Raw genomic sequence first — 19,889 nt, 5'->3', positions numbered from 1 at the left:
GCTGCGCTGCCGCGTAAGATTCCCTTGCGTTTGGGTCGTTATCGGCGCGACCATGGAATACCGCCCCTGGTCGAAGGACTGACAAGACGGGGTCCGGTTCCTGCGGAGCCGGGCATGGCCTTCGATCCCATCCGGGCGTGACGCGGCAGGCCCGCGTCGTTGGAACGAGTTGAGTGGGGGAGGGACTTCGGACTCGCCTCGTTCTTCCTGCCGGCCGAGCCGCGTTGTTGCGAGGATGACCTCGAGCAAACGGGAGGCTCAATATGGCAATCACGACACATGGAAAGGGAACTTCTGCCGGCGGCACGCCGCGCTGCATCGCCCTTGTCGGGCCGTTCGGCAGCGGCAAGACCAGCCTGATGGAGGCGCTGCTTGCACGGACCGAAAAGGTGGCCCGGCAGGGGACCGTTGCCGACGGCAACACGGTGGGCGACGGCGCTCCGGAAGCGCGTGCCCATGGCATGAGCGTGGAAGTGAATATCGCGGATGTGGACTTCATGGGCGACAGGTTTGTCTTTGCCGATTGTCCCGGATCCGTTGAGTTTTTGAGCGAGATGGACGGCGCCTTGAGCGGTGCGGATCTGGCGGTGGTCGTCGCGGAGGACGACGAGCGCAAGGTTCCCGCCTTGCAGCTGATCCTGAAAGCTCTTGAAGCCCGCGCCATTCCGCGGGTTTTGTTTTTGAACAAGATCGACAAGAGCACGCGCCGTGTGCGGGATGTGCTCAACCTGCTGCAACCGGCTTCGGCCGTGCCACTGGTTTTGAGGCAGATCCCGATCTGGGAAGACGGTCACGCAACCGGATTTATCGACCTCGCGCTGGAGCGGGCGCATGTCTATCACGAAAAGGAAGCCAGCACGCAGATCGACATGTCCGACGAGGACCTGGCGCGCGAGCACGAAGCCCGCTTCACCATGCTGGAATTGCTTGCCGATCACGACGACGACCTGATGGAGGCGCTGCTTGAGGATATCGCGCCGGACCAGGATCAGGTCTTTGCGGATCTGGTCAATGAAATGCAGGACGGGCTGATCTGTCCGGTGTTTTTCGGCTCGGCGGAACACGGCAATGGTGTCGGGCGCCTGTTGAAGGCGCTTCGCCACGAAGCACCAGGTGTCGACCGCCTGTCGCGGCGCATTCTCGACACGCAAAACCGGTCGGCGCTTCAGGTGGTCAAGACACTGCATACCCAGCATGGCGGCAAGCTGTCGATTGCCAGGGTTCTGGACGGCGTGGTGTCGGACGGCGACAGCCTGTTCCTGAACGGTGACCAGGAGATCAAGGTCTCGGGCCTGTTCTCGATCTTCGGTCAACAGGCGAACAAGATCGCTACCGCAGGAAAGGGCGACCTGGTCGGTCTTGGCCGGCTTGATGAGGTGCAGACCGGGGATCTCCTGTGCTTCGAGGCCGGCAGGATTTCCAGCCTGGAAACGCCCGAACCGCGCAGTCCGGTGCTGGCAACCGCCATCGCGGCTTCGCAGCGCAAGGACGAAGTCCGGCTCTCCACGGCGCTGGCCAAGCTGGTCGAGGAAGACCGGTCGCTGACCGTGACCCAGAACCAGACCACGGCTGAAACCCTTCTGGCGGGGCAGGGCGAAATGCATCTCAGAGTGGCGCAGGAGCGGTTGGCCGGAAAATACGGCCTCGACATCACGGCCCATACACCGCACGTGCCTTATTCGGAGACCATCAGGTCGGGCACCAAGATCCGCGGCCGGCACAAGAAACAGTCGGGTGGTCATGGTCAGTTCGGCGATGCCGTTCTGGAGATCAGGCCTCTGCCGCGCGGCGAGGGGATCCAGTTTACCGACACGATCACCGGCGGCGTCGTGCCGAAACAGTATATTCCCTCCGTCAGGGACGGCGTTCTGGAAGCGCTCGGGCAGGGGCCGCTCGGCTTCCCGGTGGTCGACGTCGCCGTTTGCCTGACGGATGGGTCCTACCACTCCGTCGACAGCTCCGACCAGGCGTTCAAGATGGCCGGCATCCTGGCGATCCGCGAGGGCCTGCCGGAGTGCAAGCCGGTGCTGCTGGAGCCCATCCACAAGGTGGTGGTGGTTTGCCCGAATGAGGCGACGGCCAAGGTCAATGCCATTGTCTCGGCCCGGCGTGGGCAATTGCTGGGGTTTGACGCCAGGCCCGGCTGGACCGGCTGGGACGAGGTGCAGGCCCTGATGCCGGAAGCTGAAATCGGCGACCTGATCATCGAGCTGCGTTCGGCAACGGCAGGTGTGGCCAGCTACACTTCTGAATTCGACCACATGGCCGAACTCTCCGGCAAGGCGGCTGATCAGGCTCTGCAAAGATCGGGCAAACAGGCGGCTTGAATCGTTCGGTGAGCTGGCCAAACAAACTGAAGGAAAGGGCCGCCAAGCGACCCTTTCCGCGCATGGTCCAATCGCGGCGCTGAGAAACGGGAACTTGACTACTTGAAGGCAATTTCTCCAATCGGAGTTCCGGGAGGAAGATCTCTGGTCTTGCAAATCAGCTGAACCATGACATCCCAGTAGATGCTCATGTCGCTGAGTGTCAGGTTCGCTATGTCGTCATTGCCCCCGAGGAATAGCGGGTGATTGTAGCCAACGCACTGGGAATGAGCTGGAACCTGATTGGACGCCTTTAGCCAGTCAGCGTGAAAGCCGGTGGCGAGGGCGGCATCGGCATGGTTGTCCAGCTCTTCGTTATGAAACTGCAGAAAACTTGTCGGGATTTCAAAATAGTCACCTGTCCCCGGTTCCAGCATTACGACCAAAGGTTCCCCGGACTCCATCCGGCTTGGGTCCAGACAGAATTGACGTCCCAGCCAGTCGTAACCGAAGCAGAAAATTCCCTTCGGAAGCTCTGGAAACGCTTTCAAGGCGAGTTGGTTCCACTGGAGCATGGATTGTGGAGTGTGCACACGATAAAGCCCGCGGTTGAAAGAGCTTCCTGCAAAGGTTTGCAGGAAAACTTCAAGGCCGGTTGCCTTTGGCAGAGCTTCTGAAACTTGAATCGCTGATTGGCTCAATTCATGGTCTATTTCGAATGCTGAAGAAAATGCTTCGAACATCATTGGTCCTTGTAATGGGCAGGGAAAATTCTTCCATCAGTTCAAAACACCTCGACGAACAGTGCAATCTCAAAGTCTTCGTTTAGGTCCGAGTATATCCTGGTCTGCTTCATCGTTCTGATCGGATTTGCCGGGCCGCCGTTTGCCCGGCACGTGTTTCATCCAGGAACGGGCCTAACAGGACGGGTGATTTGTGGTCCACCCGCCGAGGCGTTTCTGTTGGGCGCCTGTTCGAGAGGCGGCCGCGATCTTCTTCACCGTTTCGTTGCCGAAGGTCACCAGGGCGTTATTTGCCATTGATGAGCGATTCCGGTTTCCTGCGGGGCAAATGGAGTGAGACGCATGAACATCCTGAAGAAACGCAGCTGGAACCTTGCTGAGCGCGATGCCACGCCGGAGGCCGTTTTCCTGAACCGGCGGCAGATCCTGGCAGGTCTTGCCGGCGGCGGTGCGCTTCTCGGCAGCGGGCTTGGTCTCCGGCCGGCTTTTGCGGAAGAAGACCCGAGTGCCGGGCTCTATCCGGTCACGCGCAATGCAGCCTACACGCTGGACCGGGACCTCACCGCCGAAGACGTCGCGTCCAAATACAACAATTTTTATGAGTTCGGCTCACACAAGCAGATCTGGCCGGCGGCCCAGGCCCTCAAGATCCGGCCCTGGACAGTGACGCTGGATGGCATGATCGACAATCCGCAGACCATCGACATCGACGATCTGCTGGCCAGGATGCCGCTGGAAGAGCGTCTTTACCGGCACCGCTGTGTCGAGGCCTGGTCGATGGCCGTGCCCTGGTCAGGCTTTGCACTGGCGGACCTGGTCAAGCTCGCGGGTCCTCAGACGGGTGCAAAATATCTGCGTTTCGAGACGTTCCACGATCCGTCGGTCGCAAGCGGTCAGAAACAGTCCTGGTATCCCTGGCCCTATGTGGAGGGCCTGACCCTGGAAGAGGCCACCAACGAGCTGACCTTCATGGCGACCGGTGTCTATGGCAAGCCACTCGCCAAACAGTTCGGCGCTCCGGTCCGTCTGGTGACGCCCTGGAAATACGGCTTCAAATGCATCAAGTCGGTGGTGAAGATCACCTTCACGGACCAGCGTCCTGTCAGCTTCTGGGAAGAGATCCAGCCGAAGGAATACGGCTTCTGGGCCAATGTGAACCCGTCGGTGCCGCACCGCCGCTGGCCGCAGGCATCGGAACGGATCCTGGGCACGGACGAACGGCGGGACACGCTTCTCTACAATGGCTATGAGGAACAGGTGGCGCATCTCTACAAGGACATGAAGGGCGAGCTTCTGTTCATGTAGGGAAGATTTTGCGCTGCAGCAAAGTATAGGCAAAAAAAGAGCCGGGTCTTTAAGGACCCGGCAGTTTATTTTGATTCACTGAAACCAGTGGAATCACCTTCCAGAGGGGAACAGCTGGTCTGGACATCACTGGGAGGAGGACGTGACGTCCGCGTGACCAACAGTGATGCTTATATGCAGTGCACAAGCCGCATAAACAAGAGGCAGGTGCGCAGACCTGCTATGCATTTTGCGCAGGTCTGTGTTTTCAGGCTTTGGTGGCGGTGGAAAAGATTTGTTTTCCAATATGTTAATCCTGTTCAATTAATCGGCGGCACACGACATTTTTTGCGTATTCCGTCAGAATTTCTTTGCGGAAGCCCGGATCTGGTTTGATTGCCTGGCAAAATTGCACTCAGGTTTTTGCATATTTTTTGACCTGACCCTCTCATGTGTCCCTGCGATTGGCGGCTAGGCCGGGCCCAGCAGCATGAAGGTTTCGGACTTTCCAACGCCGTTCATCATGCGAATTTCCGATATGACACTGTTCATGGCTGGCAGGCTGGAAACTTCGATTTCCGCGATGATGTCCCAGACGCCATTGGTGTTGGAGAGGCTAGCAATGCCGGGAATGCGTTTGATCGTGGCGACCGTGTTCTTCAGGTTGTTGCCGCTCAACTCGATCAGCATGACCGCACGCAGCAGATTCTCGGGCATGTCGTCACTGAGGCGGATGGTGAAGCTCTTGATCGTGCCGTTGGCAATCAGGCGGTCCAGTCGGGTCTGAACCGTGCCGCGCGCAACTTTCAGGATCTCGGCAAGCTTGGGCAGAGAGGCCCTGCTGTTGATGCGCAATTCCGCGATCAGTCTCCGGTCCAGGTCATCCATCATGTCTGTCTTCGCTGTCAGTTTCGTTAATCGAACTGACAGAATACGCAGAATACTAGATAATTTGACAGGTTTTTGCGTATTCCTTGACCCTTGTCCGGGGGATGTTTTGGCAAAGAGGCCAGACAGGGAAGGAACAGGAATGACACCGGACACAGCGGCGCCTGTGGAAGCAAACCACGCTCATGGAGTATGGCAGCCAGCGGAGCGCGTCGAGGAACTCGCCTGCCGGCTGGTGCGCCTTGCCAGCGAAACCGGAACGCCCGGCGAGGCGGCCTTTGCACGGCAGCTTGTGGCGCTTTTGAGCGAGATACCGTATTTCCGCGACAACCCCGACGACATCCGTCTGGTGGAGGGACTGGAGGGCACGCCGGCCCGCAACGTCGTGGCAGTGGTTCGCGGCGCCGGCCGCAAGGCCCTGCTGCTGACAGGGCACTATGACACCGTGTCCGTTGAAAACTATCACGATCTCAAGGATCTCAGCCGGGAGCCTTATGAACTCAGAACGGCTCTGCTCGCGGATCTGGAAAGGCCAAACCTGACGCTGCAGGAGGAGCGTGCGAAGACCGATCTGGCAAGCGGCGACTTCCTGCCGGGCCGCGGCATGCTGGATATGAAAAGCGGCCTTGCAGCCGGTGTTGCCGTACTTGAGCAGTTCGCGGCGCGCAGCGAGCGGACAGGCAATCTGGTGCTTTGCTGCAGTCCGGACGAAGAACGTGACAGCCGGGGCATGCGCGCCTTGCGCGACAGCTTGCCGGAGCTGATGGCTGACATGGGTCTGGATCCTGCCGGGGCCATCAACATGGACGTAACCTCGGACCAGGGCGACGGCAGCGAGGGGCGCGCCGTTTTTGCCGGCACCATCGGCAAGCTGATGCCTTTTGCGCTGGTGGTCGGCAGGAGCTCGCATGCAAGTTACCCCTATGAGGGTGTCAGCGCCCAGATGATCGCAGCCGAGATCGTGCGGCGGATCGAAGCCAATCCCGACCTCAGTGACCGGGGCGGCGACGCAGTGTCACCGCCGCCGATCTGTCTGGAAGCAAGGGACCTGCGCGACGTTTACGAGGTCACCACCCCCGAGCGGACCTGGCTTGCCTTCAACTGGCTCTACCATTCCCAGGACCCGGAGGATCTCTTTGCCAGCTTTGTTGGCCAGGTAAAGGCTGCCGCGCAGGCCAGTCTCGCCAGACTGGCGGACAATGCGCGCCGGTTTTACGCACTGTCGGGCAGCGCCGCCGGACCGGAGCCTGCCGATATGCCCATTCTGAGCTACGCGGATCTCAAGGCAGAAGCGGCACGCCAGCTTGGTGACCGCTTCCAGAATGCCTTGATGGCAAAACAGGCCGCGCTTGAAGGCGTCGATAATCCGATGACCGTCAGCCGCGAGCTGGTGATCTGGCTGGTGGATCGTGCAAGGCTCTCCGGACCGGTGATCGTGACCGGTTTTGCCAGTCTGCACTATCCGTCCACCCGGCTCGACCGGAACCATGCGCACGATACCGCACTTGAGACCGCGATATCGGCCGTCATGGCAACGCGGCAGCATGACCCGTCCCGGCGCTTGATCTGGCGCCCCCATTTTGAAGGCATTTCCGACATGAGCTTCTTTGGCTCCATGGAGGGCCGCTCTTCTGCGCTGGTTGCCAGGAATACGCCACCGGGTTGGCTGATTGATCAGCCAAACCCGAAAAGCCTCAGATGTCCCATGGTGAATATCGGCCCGTGGGGGCGTGAGTTCCATCAACGGTTCGAGCGCGTTTACGCCCCTTACGCCTTTGACGAGCTGCCCCGCATCCTGGCTGAAATCAGCGATCTGTTTCTGGCGGATGGCTGACGGGGTGCGGGCAGGAGATCCTTGCCCTAGTAGACCCAGTTCTGGGCGTTGGCCAGCAGGAACTCGCGGAATGCGGTGACGCGAGCCGTGTTCTTCAATTCGGACGGATAGACAAAATAGGTGTCGAAAGAGGGCACCTTGTCCTCCTGCTCGGTCATCACCGGCGCCAGCTTGGAAGACTGGTCAATGATGTAATCGGGCAGCATGGCGATGCCGACACCGCTCTGAACGGCCCGCTTGATCGCCACGATGTTGTTGGCTTTCAGAACCGAACGGCGCGGGCTTGTGGTGACACGTCCTGCCGTTTCCAGCCAGTTCATCGACCTGAGATAGGCCGGTGCCTGCTCGCCGAAGGTGATGATGCGGTGATTGTCGAGATCGTCGATCGACACCGGTGCGCCGAAGCGCTGCAGATATTCCGGTGACGCATAGACATGGAAATGCACGGTGAACAGCTTGCGCTGGATCAGGTCCGGCTGGGTCGGTTGGCGCAGGCGGATGGCCACATCTGCCTCGCGCATGCCGAGATCAAGCTCGTCATCGTCGAAGATCAGGTGCAGATCGACATCGGGATAAAGGTCGATGAAGTTCTTGATCCGCGAGGTGAGCCAGGTGGAGCCGAGACCGACCGTTGTGGTCACCCGGAGAATGCCGGAGGGTTTTTCCTTGCTGTCCGTCAGGCTTGACTGGACGGCCTCGAGCTTCATCAGGACGTCGCTGGCGGTGCGATAGAGCAATTCGCCCTGTTCCGTGAGCAGCAGGCCACGCGCGTGGCGGTGAAACAGGGGCACGCCCAGATCATGTTCCAGCGCACTGACCTGCCGGCTGACGGCGGACTGGCTCATATGAAGCGTGTCACCGGCATGGGTGAAACTGCCGGCTTGAGCGGCCGCATGAAAGATACGTAGCTTGTCCCAGTCCATGCGACCCCTCCGAAGGGCGTTGCAGGCAGCCTTACTCGGCTGCCTGTTTGGTCGATGCGGCCTCATGTTCGGCCAGAAACTTCTCCGCTTCAAGCGCGGCCATGCAGCCCATGCCGGCGGCGGTTACCGCCTGGCGGTAAATATCGTCAGTGACATCGCCGGCCGCGAAAACGCCCGGGATCGAGGTTTTGGTCGAATCCGGCGCGGTTTCCATATAACCGTTCGGCTTCAGCTTGAGCTGATCCTTGAACAGTTCCACCGACGGCGCGTGGCCGATGGCAATGAAAACACCATCTGTGGAAATTTCCGACAGTTCGCCGGTCTTGGTGTTTTTCAGACGAACGCCGGTCACGGCCTTGGGAATGCCGCCGCCGAGAATCTCGTCGACCTGGCTGTCCCAGACGATGTCGATCTTGGGGTTGTTGAACAGGCGGTCCTGCAGGATCTTTTCCGCGCGCAGGCTGTCACGGCGATGCACCAGCGTCACCTTGGAGGCGAGGTTGGCCAGGTAAAGAGCTTCCTCAACGGCGGTGTTGCCGCCGCCGACCACGACCACTTCCTTGTTGCGGTAGAAAAAGCCGTCACAGGTCGCGCAGGCAGAGACGCCGGCGCCCATGAAATCCTCTTCGGACTGGATGCCGAGCCAGCGTGCCTGGGCGCCGGTCGCGATCACGAGCGTGTCCGCGGTGAACACGGTGCCGCTGTCTGCCTCCAGCCGAAACGGACGCTGGGAAAGGTCCGCCTTGATGATCGTGTCATAGACGATCTTGGTGCCGACATTTTCCGCCTGCTTCTGCATCTGCTCCATCAGCCAGGGGCCCATGACCGGATCGGCAAACCCCGGATAGTTCTCGACATCAGTGGTGATGGTGAGCTGACCGCCCGGCTGGATGCCGGCAACAAGGGTCGGCTCGATCATGGCGCGCGCGGCGTAGATGGCGGCCGTATAACCGGCCGGGCCGGAGCCGATGATCAGAAGTTTGCTGTGTTCCGTGCTCATGACGCACCTTTTCCTGTCTTTGGTCCGGCTCTTCCTGTCCGGTTGCCCGTCTTCAGGGCTCCTGTGAGTCTTGCCGCCGAAAGCTTGCGTATTCCGCGAGAATGCGGTCCGCGATGACCGGGGTGGCATCTATCGGCTCGTAGGTAGTGGTTTTCAGCGGACCTGGAAAGGGGTGAACTGCACCGATCCGTTCCAAAGTCCCCAAAAACCCGGTGATCTTGTCGTGACCGCCAGCAGGATGAAACACGTGCACCGGCTTTCCGGTGGCTGTGGCCTCACCGATCATGTTGGTGGAATCGGCCGTGGCGATGATTGCATCCGCTTTTGCAAGATAGTGTCCGAGCGGATTTGGCCCCTGGCCCGACCAGTAGAGATGGGGTCCTGATCTGGCAAGGCTGGAAAGACCATAGGCTAGATCCGGCGGCGTCCGGCGCGACGCCGTGATCATCAACGACGCTTTTTGGGAATTTGCCAAGTCGCGCAGGCCTGCAAGCAGGCGCTTCTGGTCCTCTTCACGGAAGGTATGATGACGGCTGTCGCCGCCGATCAGGACCGCCACCCGCGGGTGGTTCAGCCGGTCGATGTCGACCAGCGTTTCGGCGCGCAGATCGGCAAGCTTGCTGGCGGAGAACCTGTGAGGAGAGGTCGGCGTGACCAGAACGTTGCGGCCGCGCAATTTGTCGTGTTCCGGCACCCAGATCAGGTCGGCGGCCTCCGGGCCGGTGCGGGGGTCCTTGAGAAAGACGGTAAAGGTATTGCCCCCGAACGCCGCTTGATCCGGCGCAGATACCCAGCTGCGCGCCTGCCGGAGGCAACGACGATATCCGGATAGGGGAGAGCGATTGGGCTTTTTGGGCGTGATTCCCACTCGCGCGGGTCGATCGGGCCGAAGGGAAGCCACCAGGAAAAGGGTGGTTTTGGTGCGACGATCCGGGTTTCATAAGGAACGCCGAGCGTTTCGACTACGCCGATGCATTGCGCCAAGTCACCGGCCTTGCCGTCGGTCAGGACCCATGCGGTCGACGGCGCGATCTCCTCAAACTGTGGCATTTAAGGAGCAGTTCCCCTATCGTAATCTTTCGAAATCGTGCGCATTTTTGTTATAGTCTTGCACAAACGCGCAAAAAATCATAACTCGGCACCTGAAACACACGTTAACGCGGGATTCTCCCATTCCGCAAGACGAGGGGCCGGCTCGGTGGTAATTGCCCACACCCGGGTCCAGTTGGAAGCTTTAAGGAGACAGGTGTGAAAGCGCGGCTCGATGCCATTGACTGGCAGATCCTGAAGGAATTGCAAGCAGACGGACGGATGACCAATGTCGAGTTGGCGCGGCGTGTCGGCATTTCCGCGCCTCCGTGTCTTCGCCGGGTCCGGGCCCTAGAAGAAGCCGGCCTGATTCTCGGATACCGCACGCTGCTGGACGAAAAGCAGCTCGGCTATGACGTGACGGCCTTTGCCATGGTCGGTCTGCATAGCCAGACCGAGGCCGACCTGATCGCCTTTGAACAGACGGTGCAGAACTGGCCGCTTGTGCGGGAAAGCTACATGCTGTCCGGGGAGGTCGATTTTCTTCTGAAATGCGTTTCGCCGGATCTCCAGACCTTCCAGAACTTCATCATCCGCGAACTGACCGCCGCGCCCAATGTCGACAGCGTGCGCACCGCCCTGACGATCCGGCGCACCAAGGATGAACCGGTGGTGCCGATCGACTGAGGCCGAATACCTCGTTTCCGGACAGTCTTCAGGCTTGAGGCGCGTTGTCAGGTCGCTTGCGCGTCGCTGCGACCGGACTGGATGCGTTCCAGCTTCTTGCGCAGCCGCAGGATCGTAGCGACATCGCGCAGAGCCGTTGCGACCAGCGTAAACACCACACTGAGCAGGAAGCAGGTGGTCAAGATAGCGACCGGGAGCGGCTGTTCGTAATGGAAGGTGTTCAGCGCCTGGTCGACCGGTTCCATTCCGGAATAGAGACGGGTGCGGACGGTTTCCTTGTAGACGCCGAGTTCAAGCGAGCCATGCTTGAAATAGCGAAGGCTGTAAACCAGAAGCAACACGGACGCAGCAAGGGCGACCAGAAAGCCGAACATGCGCGCACCGAAGGCAAAGGCGCCCTCGTATCGTTTCGTCACCAGACGCTTGAAGATCTGGCGTTCGCGCTCATCCAGCTTGGCATAGAGAAACCAGCGATAGGCCCACAGGGGCAGTGACGCGACCAGCAGCCACACCGCGATTGCGTGAAAGACCATCAATCACCCTCCGACACGTACCGACTGCTACCTTAGCGGGCGACCGGCACGCGTCAAAGGGGAATATCAGTTGCCCCGGACAAACCGGCGCAGACAAGCGATCAGACGAACTGAACTTCAACGATCTCGTAGGAACGAGCACCGCCCGGTGCGGCGACTTCAACGCTGTCACCCACAGATTTGCCGATCAGGGCACGTGCAATCGGGGAAGAAATCGAGACCTTGTTGTGCTTCACGTCGGATTCGACATCTCCAACGATCATGTATTTCTTCTCTTCTTCCGTGTCTTCATCAATCAGGGACACGGTCGCGCCGAATTTCACGGTGTCGCCGCTGAGTTTGGTCACATCAATGACCTCGGCGCGCGAAAGTTTGTCTTCCAGTTCCGCAATACGGCCTTCGTTGAGGCTCTGGGCTTCCTTCGCCGCATGGTATTCGGCGTTTTCCGACAGGTCGCCATGTGCGCGCGCTTCTGCAATCGCATCGACGATGCGCGGACGCTCAACCGTGGTACGTTCCTTCAGCTCGTCCTGAAGCATTTTGTAACCGGCGGAGGTCATCGGAACTTTTTCCATGGGTCTCAGACCTTCAACTTATTGGGTCCTTATTTTGCTCTTCTTCAAGGACCGCGCTTTAACAAAAACAAACCAAGCCGGGAAAGGCGCGCTTTCCCGGCCGGTCAATGAGTATATTAGCCTTAGCCGAAGTAGGATTGTAAAGGTCTTACTTCAAGGCTCCCCGCTTTGTGGGCGGTAATGCCTTTGGCCGCTGCAACCGAACCTGCAAGGGTCGTGTAATACGGAACCTTGTTCAGGAGGGCTGCCCGGCGCATCGACCGGCTGTCGGAGATGGCCTGCGCGCCTTCGGTGGTGTTGAAGACAAGCTGGACTTCGCCATTCTTGATAGCATCGACGATATGTGGCCGGCCTTCAAGCACCTTGTTGATCTTCCTGACCGCGATGCCCTGGTCCTCCAGGAATTTCTGGGTGCCACCGGTGGCGATGATGGTGAAGCCGGCTTCCTCGAGGCTCTTCACGGCCTCAAGCACACCTGCCTTGTCCTGGTCCCGCATGGAAACGAAGACGGTGCCTTCGCCCGGAACGCCGGTGCCGCAGCCGATCTGCGACTTGGCGAATGCCTTGCCGAAGGCGGTGTCCAGACCCATGACCTCGCCGGTGGAACGCATTTCCGGACCGAGAATGGTGTCGACGCCCGGAAAACGGGCGAAGGGGAACACGGCTTCCTTGACCGCAATGTGGTCGTATTTGCGATCGCTAAGGCCGAAGGAGGCCAGGCTCTCGCCGGCCATGACGCGGCTGGCGATCTTGGCGACCGGAGCCCCGATGGTCTTGGCGACGAACGGCACGGTTCGGGAGGCACGCGGGTTCACTTCCAGAACGAAGATCTCGCCGTCCTTGATCGCGTATTGAACGTTCATCAGGCCGCCGACTTCCAGCGCCAGGGCCAGCGCCCTGGTCTGCCGCTTCAGCTCGTTCAGCATGTCTTCGCCGAGCGAGAAAGGTGGCAGCGAACAGGCACTGTCGCCGGAGTGGATGCCGGCTTCCTCGATATGCTCCATGATGCCGCAGACAAAGACGTCCTTGCCGTCGCAGAGCGCATCGACATCGACCTCGATGGCGCCGTCCAGGTAACGGTCGAACAACAGCGGATTGGTGCCCAGCACCGTGTTGATCTGGCCGGTCTTGTCGTTCGGATACTTGGCGCGCACTTCCGCCGGTACCAGCTCGGGCAGGGTACCGAGCAGGTAGGAGTTGAGCGCTTCCTCGTCGCGGATGATCTGCATGGCACGGCCACCCAGCACGTAGGACGGACGTACGACGAGCGGCAGGCCGAGCTGGCCTGCAATCAGGCGGCCCTGTTCGACGGAATAGGCAATGCCGTTTTCCGGCTGCTTCAGGTCCAGTTTGATCAGAAGCTTCTGGAACCGGTCACGGTCTTCTGCAAGGTCGATCATGTCCGGCGATGTGCCGAGGATTGGCACATCGGCCTTGACCAGCGCCTGGGCCAGCTTCAGGGGCGTCTGGCCGCCGAACTGGACGATAACGCCGTGTAGAGTTCCGTTTTCCTGCTCCTTGCGGATGATCTCCAGAACGTCCTCGGCCGTCAGCGGTTCGAAATAGAGCCGGTCGGAAGTGTCATAGTCGGTGGAGACGGTTTCCGGGTTGCAGTTGACCATGATGGTTTCGTAACCGGCGTCCTCAAGCGCGAAGGCGGCGTGACAGCAGCAATAGTCGAACTCGATGCCCTGGCCGATCCGGTTCGGGCCACCGCCCAGGATGACCACCTTCTTCCTGTCGGACGGATCGGCTTCGCAAGCCGGTGCGCCCATGAAGGGGGCTTCATAGGTTGAATACATATAGGCGGTGGGCGAAGCGAATTCGGCGGCGCAGGTGTCGATGCGCTTGTAGACTGGATGCACGTCCAGGTCCTGGCGCAGCTTCTTGACGTCGCTTTCGTCGAGGCCGGCAAGGCTCGCCAGCCGCGCATCGGAGAAGCCCATCGATTTCAGCTTGCGCAGATTGTCCGCATCCTGCGGCAGGCCGATGTTGCGCACCTTGGCTTCCATCGCCAGGATGTCGGCCATCTGCTCCAGGAACCAGGTGTTGATGCCGCTGGCCTGGTAGACCTCTTCCACGCTCATGCCCAGCCGCATGGCCTGGGCGACGCTCAGAAGACGCGTCGGGGTCGCCGTCGAAACAGCCGCGCGCATGGCGTTGCGGTCGTCGCCTTGGTCCAGCCCCGGAATGTCGATCTCGTCGAGGCCGTTCAGACCGGTTTCCAGGCCGCGCAGGGCCTTTTGAAGGCTCTCGTTGAAAGTCCGGCCGATCGCCATGACTTCGCCGACCGATTTCATCGCCGTGGTCAGATAGGGTTCGGAGCCCGGGAACTTTTCGAAGGCAAAGCGCGGAATCTTGGTGACGACATAGTCGATCGTCGGCTCGAAGGAAGCCGGGGTCGCGCCGCCGGTGATGTCGTTCTCCAGCTCGTCCAGCGTGTAACCGACGGCCAGCTTCGCCGCGATCTTGGCGATCGGGAAGCCGGTGGCCTTGGAGGCGAGGGCGGACGAGCGCGACACGCGCGGGTTCATCTCGATGACAACCAGCCGGCCAGTGTCCGGATTGACGGCGAACTGCACGTTGGAGCCGCCGGTTTCCACGCCGATCTCGCGCAGCACCGCAATCGAGGCGTCGCGCATGATCTGGTATTCCTTGTCGGTCAGGGTCAGTGCTGGTGCCACGGTGATCGAATCACCGGTATGCACGCCCATGGGATCGACGTTTTCGATGGAGCAGATAATGATGCAGTTGTCCGCCTTGTCGCGGACCACTTCCATTTCATATTCCTTCCAGCCGAGAAGGCTCTCGTCGATCAGGACCTGTCCGACCGGGGAGGCATCGATGCCGGAGCGCACGATGGTCTCGTATTCTTCCCTGTTATAGGCAACGCCGCCGCCGGTGCCGCCCAGGGTGAAGGCCGGGCGGATGATGGCCGGCAGGCCGATCTCGTCGAGGGCGCGCATGGCTTCCAGGTAGCCTGCGTTGCGGTCGTAGCCGCTGATCTTGCCGTTGTCGTCCCTGATTGCCGGTGAGGAGGCGATTGCGGCGCGCGGGTTTTCCAGCCCGATCTTGTCCATGGCGGCCCGGAACTTTTCCCGGTCTTCCGCCTTCTCGATGACGTCTGCGCGGGCACCGATCATTTCGACGCCGTATTTTTCCAGGACACCCATTTCCTCAAGATCGAGGGCGCAGTTCAGCGCAGTCTGTCCGCCCATGGTCGGCAGCAGCGCGTCGGGGCGCTCCTTCTCGATGATCTTGGCGACCAGTTCCGGTGTGATCGGCTCGATATAGGTGGCATCGGCCAGGTCCGGATCGGTCATGATCGTCGCCGGGTTCGAGTTCACCAGGATGATGCGGTAACCTTCTTCGCGCAGCGCCTTGCAGGCCTGGGTGCCGGAATAGTCGAATTCGCAGGCCTGGCCGATGACAATCGGACCGGCACCAATGATCAGGATAGAAGAGATATCTGTGCGTTTGGGCATCTCGGCTCGCAGCTCGCAGCGGCCAGTCCGGATAACGAACGGGCGTTATTCGGTCTGAACCTGACTTGAGGTGAATGACAATGTTGGCTGAGCGCGTCTTATAGGGAAAAGCGGCGCGCTAGGAAACCCCGCCTGGACCGGAAGATGACGTTTTCCGGAGCAGAAATGCGACTTTATTCGGAGTCCTTGATTTCCAGCGGCAACGGAACGGTCGTCTGGCCGTCAAAGTCGCCTATTCCATTGGACAGCGCGTAACAGGCAAGACGGATGGATTTGGGGATCTCGACCGGTCGGCCGTCTCGATTGCCCTTTTCATAATACTGGATCATGCGCTTCTTCAGACCGAGCCGGTCCGCGGCGTCTTTCTGCTTAAGGCCGAGTGCGCGCCGCCAGTGGCGGAACTGCTGCGGGGTCATGCCGGGTACAGGGTCTTTGGATTTCGAATCGGCCATTTTGTCTTATTCCGGAATGCCTTGGTTTCATGCGCCGCTTGTTGCAGCGCACGTCCCCTATTTCTTGACAGAAATAACCTTGGTGCCGAATTGTCAATCAAGAAGTGCACAATGTGCTCTTTTTGTGCGCTTTTGGGTCGTGCTGCGACGGCCCAAATGCAAAAATGAATAACACAATGCAGATTTACAGCAACGTTTGAGCAACGCATCGTTTTGGATCGGATTTTTCGGACTTTAGGGAAGTTTTTGGAAAGATTCCAAACTGTTTGGTTTGAAATTATATTCTACATATGCCCTAAGGGTTTTTAGCATCCTGTAATAAATGTCAGGGTTAACACAAAGAGATTTAAGTAGTTTTCCGGTGTGCGTTGCCGTGGGGTTAAGAAAATTCGTCGGGGATAAGCCAATTCCAAAAAAGTTTATTTATTAGATTTAGATTATCGATAATTCATATTTATGGCCATCAGGGGTAATTATCTTTGGAAATAACCATTCCCTGTTGCGTGTTCTTTTGGTTTGGTGGCGAGATTTTGTTTTTCCTTATCTGAAACTTCTGCGGAAAATCTGCAATATTTCCAATTTTTCCGTAGATTTTAACTATCGATCCGGTGTATTAGACTACTGCTTAGTCTCCTATGAGTTTGCTGTTGGGAGCTTCTTGAGCGGTGAGCATTGCGCTTCAAGCTACAGAGGCTGTTATTGCCGTGCTAGTGGGACCCGATTGACCGGAGGTGGGACCGGAAGGTCGGGAGTGCTGCAAGACCCAGCCAGACTTGGAACAAAAAGACAAGATCGGGCTTAAAAGTATGAACAATGTAGCAACCAAAATGGTCGTGATCCCGGATATTGCAGGTCCGGGACAGGAAGTGGTTCTGGAAGATCGCGCTCTTGCGATTTCCGAAATGTCGGAACGGTTTGATGTAACGCTCCGCACACTTCGTTTCTATGAGGAAAAAGGTCTCCTCAATCCCGTGCGCAAAGGCGCTCGCCGATTTTACGGTGCGCGCGACGTCTCACGGATGCGGGTCATCCTGCAGGCCAAGAAAATCGGTCTGACCCTTGCCGAGATCCGCCGGGTCATCAAGCTGGTGGAAGGCAATGGCAATCGCAACGACCAGTATAAAGAACTTCAGGAAATCTGCCGCGCACAGCAGGATATCCTGATCGAGCAGAAGCAAATGCTTGATGAGCAGGTCGCTGAAGTCGAACAGATCCTGTCGGCCTTCGACGAACTGGTCGCCTGATACACTCCAGGTGAGTGGCGCGAGACCCGGCATGGGAACATGCCGGGTCTTTTTTGTTGGTGTTTGGCAATCTTTGCTTCTGTAGCTGGTCGCTGAGTTTACTGCTGGCCGGCCTGCAGGCAGACCTGAAACAGACTGCCGTCTTCCTTGCCGGTCAATTTGGCAAAATAGGCGTGGCCGTCTGCCGAACGGAACAACCAGACATCAATCGGATCGGTGCCCTTGACCTTGAGCCGATAGTGTCTTGCCGGGATCTGCTTCGTCCCTGACACCAGGTGCTCTGTTCCCAGATCTTCCACCTTGGCCATGAGGATCACCATGTCCTGCGTGTCGAAAATGCGCAGGTTTCCGGGCAGGCGAAAGGCATTACGCTGCCAGTAGAAAGGCAGCCCGACAAGGCTGGTGTCGAAACTGCTGGCGGTCAATCTGTCGTTCCGGGGCGAATTCTTGTCGTCGGATAAGAGCAAGGTTCCGATTTCAATCACGTCACCGACCTCTGGAACGAGAAAGGTGGCAACGCCTGTCGCCAGGTCTTTCAGTTCGTCCATGTCCTTCTCGCCCTTGTCCTTCATCTGGGAGCGAAAGGACAGGTATTCCTCGCCCGAGAGCTGAAGCTTGCTCCAGAAGACCTTCTTGTTCTCTTTCAGTTCGTTGCTGGCTTCCAGAAGTTGCCCTGAAGCGGAAATACGCTCTTCCAGCGTGCCCCGGATATCGATCTTGCCCCAGAAACCACCCGTCTTGATCCGGAGAAACTGTGTGACCTTGCGTCCTCCCTGCGCAAGATCATCTGTCTTCATCGTGACGCCTCCGATCTTCTTATCGTCGAGAAGCAGATCGTAGTGCTTGAGGGTTTGGGCCATAACGGGCGGGCACATGGAAAACAGCGCCAGCGCCAGGATGGCCTGAAGGATTTTTTGCATTACACCGAATTGCATTGATTGTCCCTTAAATGACTTGTCTGGAATTTGACCGGCACAGCGCTCAAGTCCTTGAAATGCATGCTGTACCGGCGCCACGACCTCTGTGTTCTGCGTCTGCCCCTTGAACCCGGCGGTCGGGTCCGGGGAGCCCGCTGGAAAAATATTGAGCGAACGTTCGTTCGTATTTATGGCTTGCTACACCGATTTGCGAAAGAGGTCAATTGAGGGCGCGTGCGAGGGCAACAGCAATGGCAAGGGCACGAGCAGGGGTACGCGGGAGGGCGCAAGGCGGTATCCGGGCCGGATGCAAAACATCCAGGCAGGCCTCGCCGGACCGGCTGACCGAAGTCGACAGAACTCCGGGAGGGGCTGAAGACCGATGATGTCTCTGCTTGCAGGGACGGCCCTGTCTCGTGGGGTCACGGCAGGAAATCTACATTGGTATGTGGCGCGTTCCTCGGCGCCGCGGAGGCGACGCGTACCGGTTCCACCGCACCGACATGAAAAACGCCGGCTCTGGCGAGCCGGCGTATCTTCAAGGTCTGTCGATGTTTACCGGGGAGGGCTCAGCCCTGCCTTGCGTCTTCCATCAGGCCGGTGAACCTCTTGAAGAGATAGTGGCTGTCCTGCGGACCCGGAGAGGCTTCCGGGTGGTACTGGACGGAAAAGACAGGCTTGTCTTTCATCGCGAGGCCACAGTTGGAGCCGTCGAACAGGGAGACGTGAGTCTGCTCGACATTGTCCGGCAGGCTGTCGGCGTCGACAGCGAACCCATGGTTCATCGACGTGATTTCCACCTTGCCGGTGGTGTGGTCGAAAACCGGATGGTTGGCGCCATGGTGGCCCTGGTGCATTTTCACCGTCTTGCCGCCGAGCGCGAGTGCCAGCATCTGGTGGCCAAGGCAGATGCCGAAGGTCGGAACGCCCTTGTCGACCACCCCGCGAATGGCGGCAACCGAGTATTCTCCGGTCGCAGCCGGGTCACCCGGACCGTTGGACAGGAACACACCATCCGGCTGATGGGCCAGAATGTCCTCAGCCGTTGCCGTCGCCGGGAGCACGGTGACATCGCAGCCGGCATCAGCGAGCAGGCGCAGGATGTTCCGTTTGATGCCGTAGTCGACCGCAACGACCTTGAACGTGCTGCTTGTAGCCTCGCCAAAGCCTTCGTCCCACTTCCATGTGGTTTGCGACCATGGATGGGACTGGGTGGTTGAGGCGTCCTTGGCCAGGTCCATGCCGACGAGGCCAGGCCAGTTGGAAGCAGCCGTTTTCAGGCTGTCCAGATCGAATTCGCCGTCTGGTGCATGGGCAATGACGCCGTTCGGAACACCCTTTTCGCGGATGAGGGCGGTCAGGGCGCGCGTATCGACGCCGCTGATGCCGATCAGGTTCCGGCTCTTGAGCCAGGCATCGAGATGCTTTGCGGCGCGGTAGTTGGCCGGATCGGTGATGCCGGCCGCCAGCACAACGCCGCGAATGCCGCTCTCGGCCGCCATGTTGACGGTCTCGATGTCCTCATCATTGGCGCCGACATTGCCGATATGGGGAAAAGTGAAGGTGATGATCTGACCGGAATAGGACGGATCGGTCAGGATCTCCTGGTAGCCGGTCATGGCGGTGTTAAAACAAATCTCACCAACGGCTTGGCCAGTGGCGCCGAGGCCCTGTCCCTCGATCACGCTGCCGTCGGAGAGCACAAGCAGGGCGGTCGCCGGGGTCTTGGACCATGCGTCTGCAGTCGTCATGTCTTGTTTCCAGATCTTGTTGGTGACATCATGCGCTGCAGGAAAGGCGTCTTGGGTGGGCCCTAAAGCCCGCAAATGGCCGTCTGCATTAAGCGCGGGACTCTATGGGAAGCGGCTTGGATCGTCAATATTGATCCTCTGAAAAAAGATCTTTAAAATTCAATGACTTGGCTGAGAGTTGCAGTGGGCGCCGATGCGCGCTTCGTCTCAGCGCGGCAGGGGTGGGGTTAAACCATGC

At 59.1% G+C, this 19,889-nt stretch carries 15 protein-coding genes and 1 pseudogene; 5 read left to right on the top strand and 11 right to left on the bottom strand.

The features are described from left to right. Window positions 1–263: 263 nt before the first annotated feature. The gene (locus CHH27_RS12350; protein ID WP_094071853.1) at window positions 264–2,327 is read left to right on the top strand and encodes an elongation factor G; all 2,064 of its coding nucleotides are present in this window, start codon (window positions 264–266) and stop codon (window positions 2,325–2,327) included. Between the two features lie 98 nt (window positions 2,328–2,425). Here the strand turns inward: CHH27_RS12350 and CHH27_RS12345 are convergent, their stop codons facing one another. After that, complete coding sequence (locus CHH27_RS12345) at window positions 2,426–3,052, bottom strand: hypothetical protein (protein ID WP_094071852.1); 627 nt, start codon at window positions 3,050–3,052, stop codon at window positions 2,426–2,428. 339 nt (window positions 3,053–3,391) lie between these two features. Between CHH27_RS12345 and msrP the strand changes: the two genes are divergently transcribed. Then, window positions 3,392–4,354 carry a protein-methionine-sulfoxide reductase catalytic subunit MsrP gene (msrP, locus tag CHH27_RS12340; RefSeq protein ID WP_094071851.1) on the top strand — a complete coding sequence of 321 codons (963 nt, stop codon included), beginning with the start codon at window positions 3,392–3,394 and terminating at the stop codon, window positions 4,352–4,354. 450 nt (window positions 4,355–4,804) lie between these two features. Here the strand turns inward: msrP and CHH27_RS12335 are convergent, their stop codons facing one another. Then, window positions 4,805–5,224, bottom strand: a complete 420-nt coding sequence (locus CHH27_RS12335) for an Lrp/AsnC family transcriptional regulator (protein ID WP_198338410.1) — start codon at window positions 5,222–5,224, stop codon at window positions 4,805–4,807. 139 nt (window positions 5,225–5,363) lie between these two features. On the opposite strand from CHH27_RS12335, the gene CHH27_RS12330 reads away from it, so the two are divergent. Continuing rightward, on the top strand, window positions 5,364–7,055 hold the full coding sequence (locus tag CHH27_RS12330) for a M20/M25/M40 family metallo-hydrolase (protein ID WP_094071850.1): 1,692 nt from the start codon (window positions 5,364–5,366) through the stop codon (window positions 7,053–7,055). Window positions 7,056–7,081: 26 nt separating this feature from the next. On the opposite strand, the gene CHH27_RS12325 is transcribed toward CHH27_RS12330, so the two are convergent. The 3 genes and pseudogenes from CHH27_RS12325 to CHH27_RS12315 form a co-directional block, all read right to left on the bottom strand. Beyond that, entirely contained in the window at window positions 7,082–7,978 is an 897-nt protein-coding gene (locus CHH27_RS12325) for a LysR family transcriptional regulator (protein WP_094071849.1), read from the bottom strand. Between the two features lie 31 nt (window positions 7,979–8,009). After that, on the bottom strand, window positions 8,010–8,978 hold the full coding sequence (gene trxB / locus CHH27_RS12320) for a thioredoxin-disulfide reductase (protein WP_094071848.1): 969 nt from the start codon (window positions 8,976–8,978) through the stop codon (window positions 8,010–8,012). Between the two features lie 52 nt (window positions 8,979–9,030). Then, window positions 9,031–10,028: pseudogene (locus CHH27_RS12315) on the bottom strand (mitochondrial fission ELM1 family protein). A 198-nt stretch (window positions 10,029–10,226) separates the two neighbouring features. Between CHH27_RS12315 and CHH27_RS12310 the strand changes: the two are divergent. Further along, a complete protein-coding gene (locus CHH27_RS12310; RefSeq protein WP_094071847.1) occupies window positions 10,227–10,694 on the top strand; it encodes an Lrp/AsnC family transcriptional regulator in 468 nt (155 codons plus the stop codon). A 47-nt stretch (window positions 10,695–10,741) separates the two neighbouring features. Here CHH27_RS12310 and CHH27_RS12305 read toward each other — a convergent pair whose 3' ends face one another. The 4 genes from CHH27_RS12305 to CHH27_RS12290 form a co-directional block, all read right to left on the bottom strand. Beyond that, window positions 10,742–11,227: a hypothetical protein gene (locus CHH27_RS12305; RefSeq protein ID WP_094071846.1), complete on the bottom strand. Its 486-nt coding sequence runs from the start codon at window positions 11,225–11,227 to the stop codon at window positions 10,742–10,744. A 101-nt stretch (window positions 11,228–11,328) separates the two neighbouring features. Continuing rightward, a complete protein-coding gene (gene greA / locus CHH27_RS12300; protein ID WP_094071845.1) occupies window positions 11,329–11,802 on the bottom strand; it encodes a transcription elongation factor GreA in 474 nt (157 codons plus the stop codon). Between the two features lie 122 nt (window positions 11,803–11,924). Then, window positions 11,925–15,287, bottom strand: coding sequence for a carbamoyl-phosphate synthase large subunit (gene carB, locus CHH27_RS12295; protein ID WP_094071844.1), 3,363 nt, complete (start codon window positions 15,285–15,287; stop codon window positions 11,925–11,927). Between the two features lie 173 nt (window positions 15,288–15,460). Further along, the gene (locus tag CHH27_RS12290; protein WP_094071843.1) at window positions 15,461–15,739 is read right to left on the bottom strand and encodes a helix-turn-helix transcriptional regulator; all 279 of its coding nucleotides are present in this window, start codon (window positions 15,737–15,739) and stop codon (window positions 15,461–15,463) included. Between the two features lie 806 nt (window positions 15,740–16,545). Between CHH27_RS12290 and CHH27_RS12285 the strand changes: the two genes are divergently transcribed. Then, a complete protein-coding gene (locus tag CHH27_RS12285; protein ID WP_094071842.1) occupies window positions 16,546–16,983 on the top strand; it encodes a MerR family transcriptional regulator in 438 nt (145 codons plus the stop codon). A 98-nt stretch (window positions 16,984–17,081) separates the two neighbouring features. Here CHH27_RS12285 and CHH27_RS12280 read toward each other — a convergent pair whose 3' ends face one another. Together CHH27_RS12280 and carA are read right to left on the bottom strand one after the other, a co-directional pair. Next, complete coding sequence (locus CHH27_RS12280) at window positions 17,082–17,918, bottom strand: DUF6134 family protein (protein ID WP_157738894.1); 837 nt, start codon at window positions 17,916–17,918, stop codon at window positions 17,082–17,084. 551 nt (window positions 17,919–18,469) lie between these two features. Further along, window positions 18,470–19,651 (bottom strand): glutamine-hydrolyzing carbamoyl-phosphate synthase small subunit, encoded by a 1,182-nt coding sequence (gene carA / locus CHH27_RS12275; protein ID WP_094074705.1) that lies wholly within the window; start codon window positions 19,649–19,651, stop codon window positions 18,470–18,472. Window positions 19,652–19,889: the final 238 nt, after the last annotated feature.

The organism is Labrenzia sp. VG12 (assembly GCF_002237595.1).
Lineage (GTDB): Bacteria > Pseudomonadota > Alphaproteobacteria > Rhizobiales > Stappiaceae > Roseibium.
The sequence above is the reverse complement of the archived record's forward strand: the minus strand, read 5'-3'. Positions and strand labels throughout refer to the sequence as shown.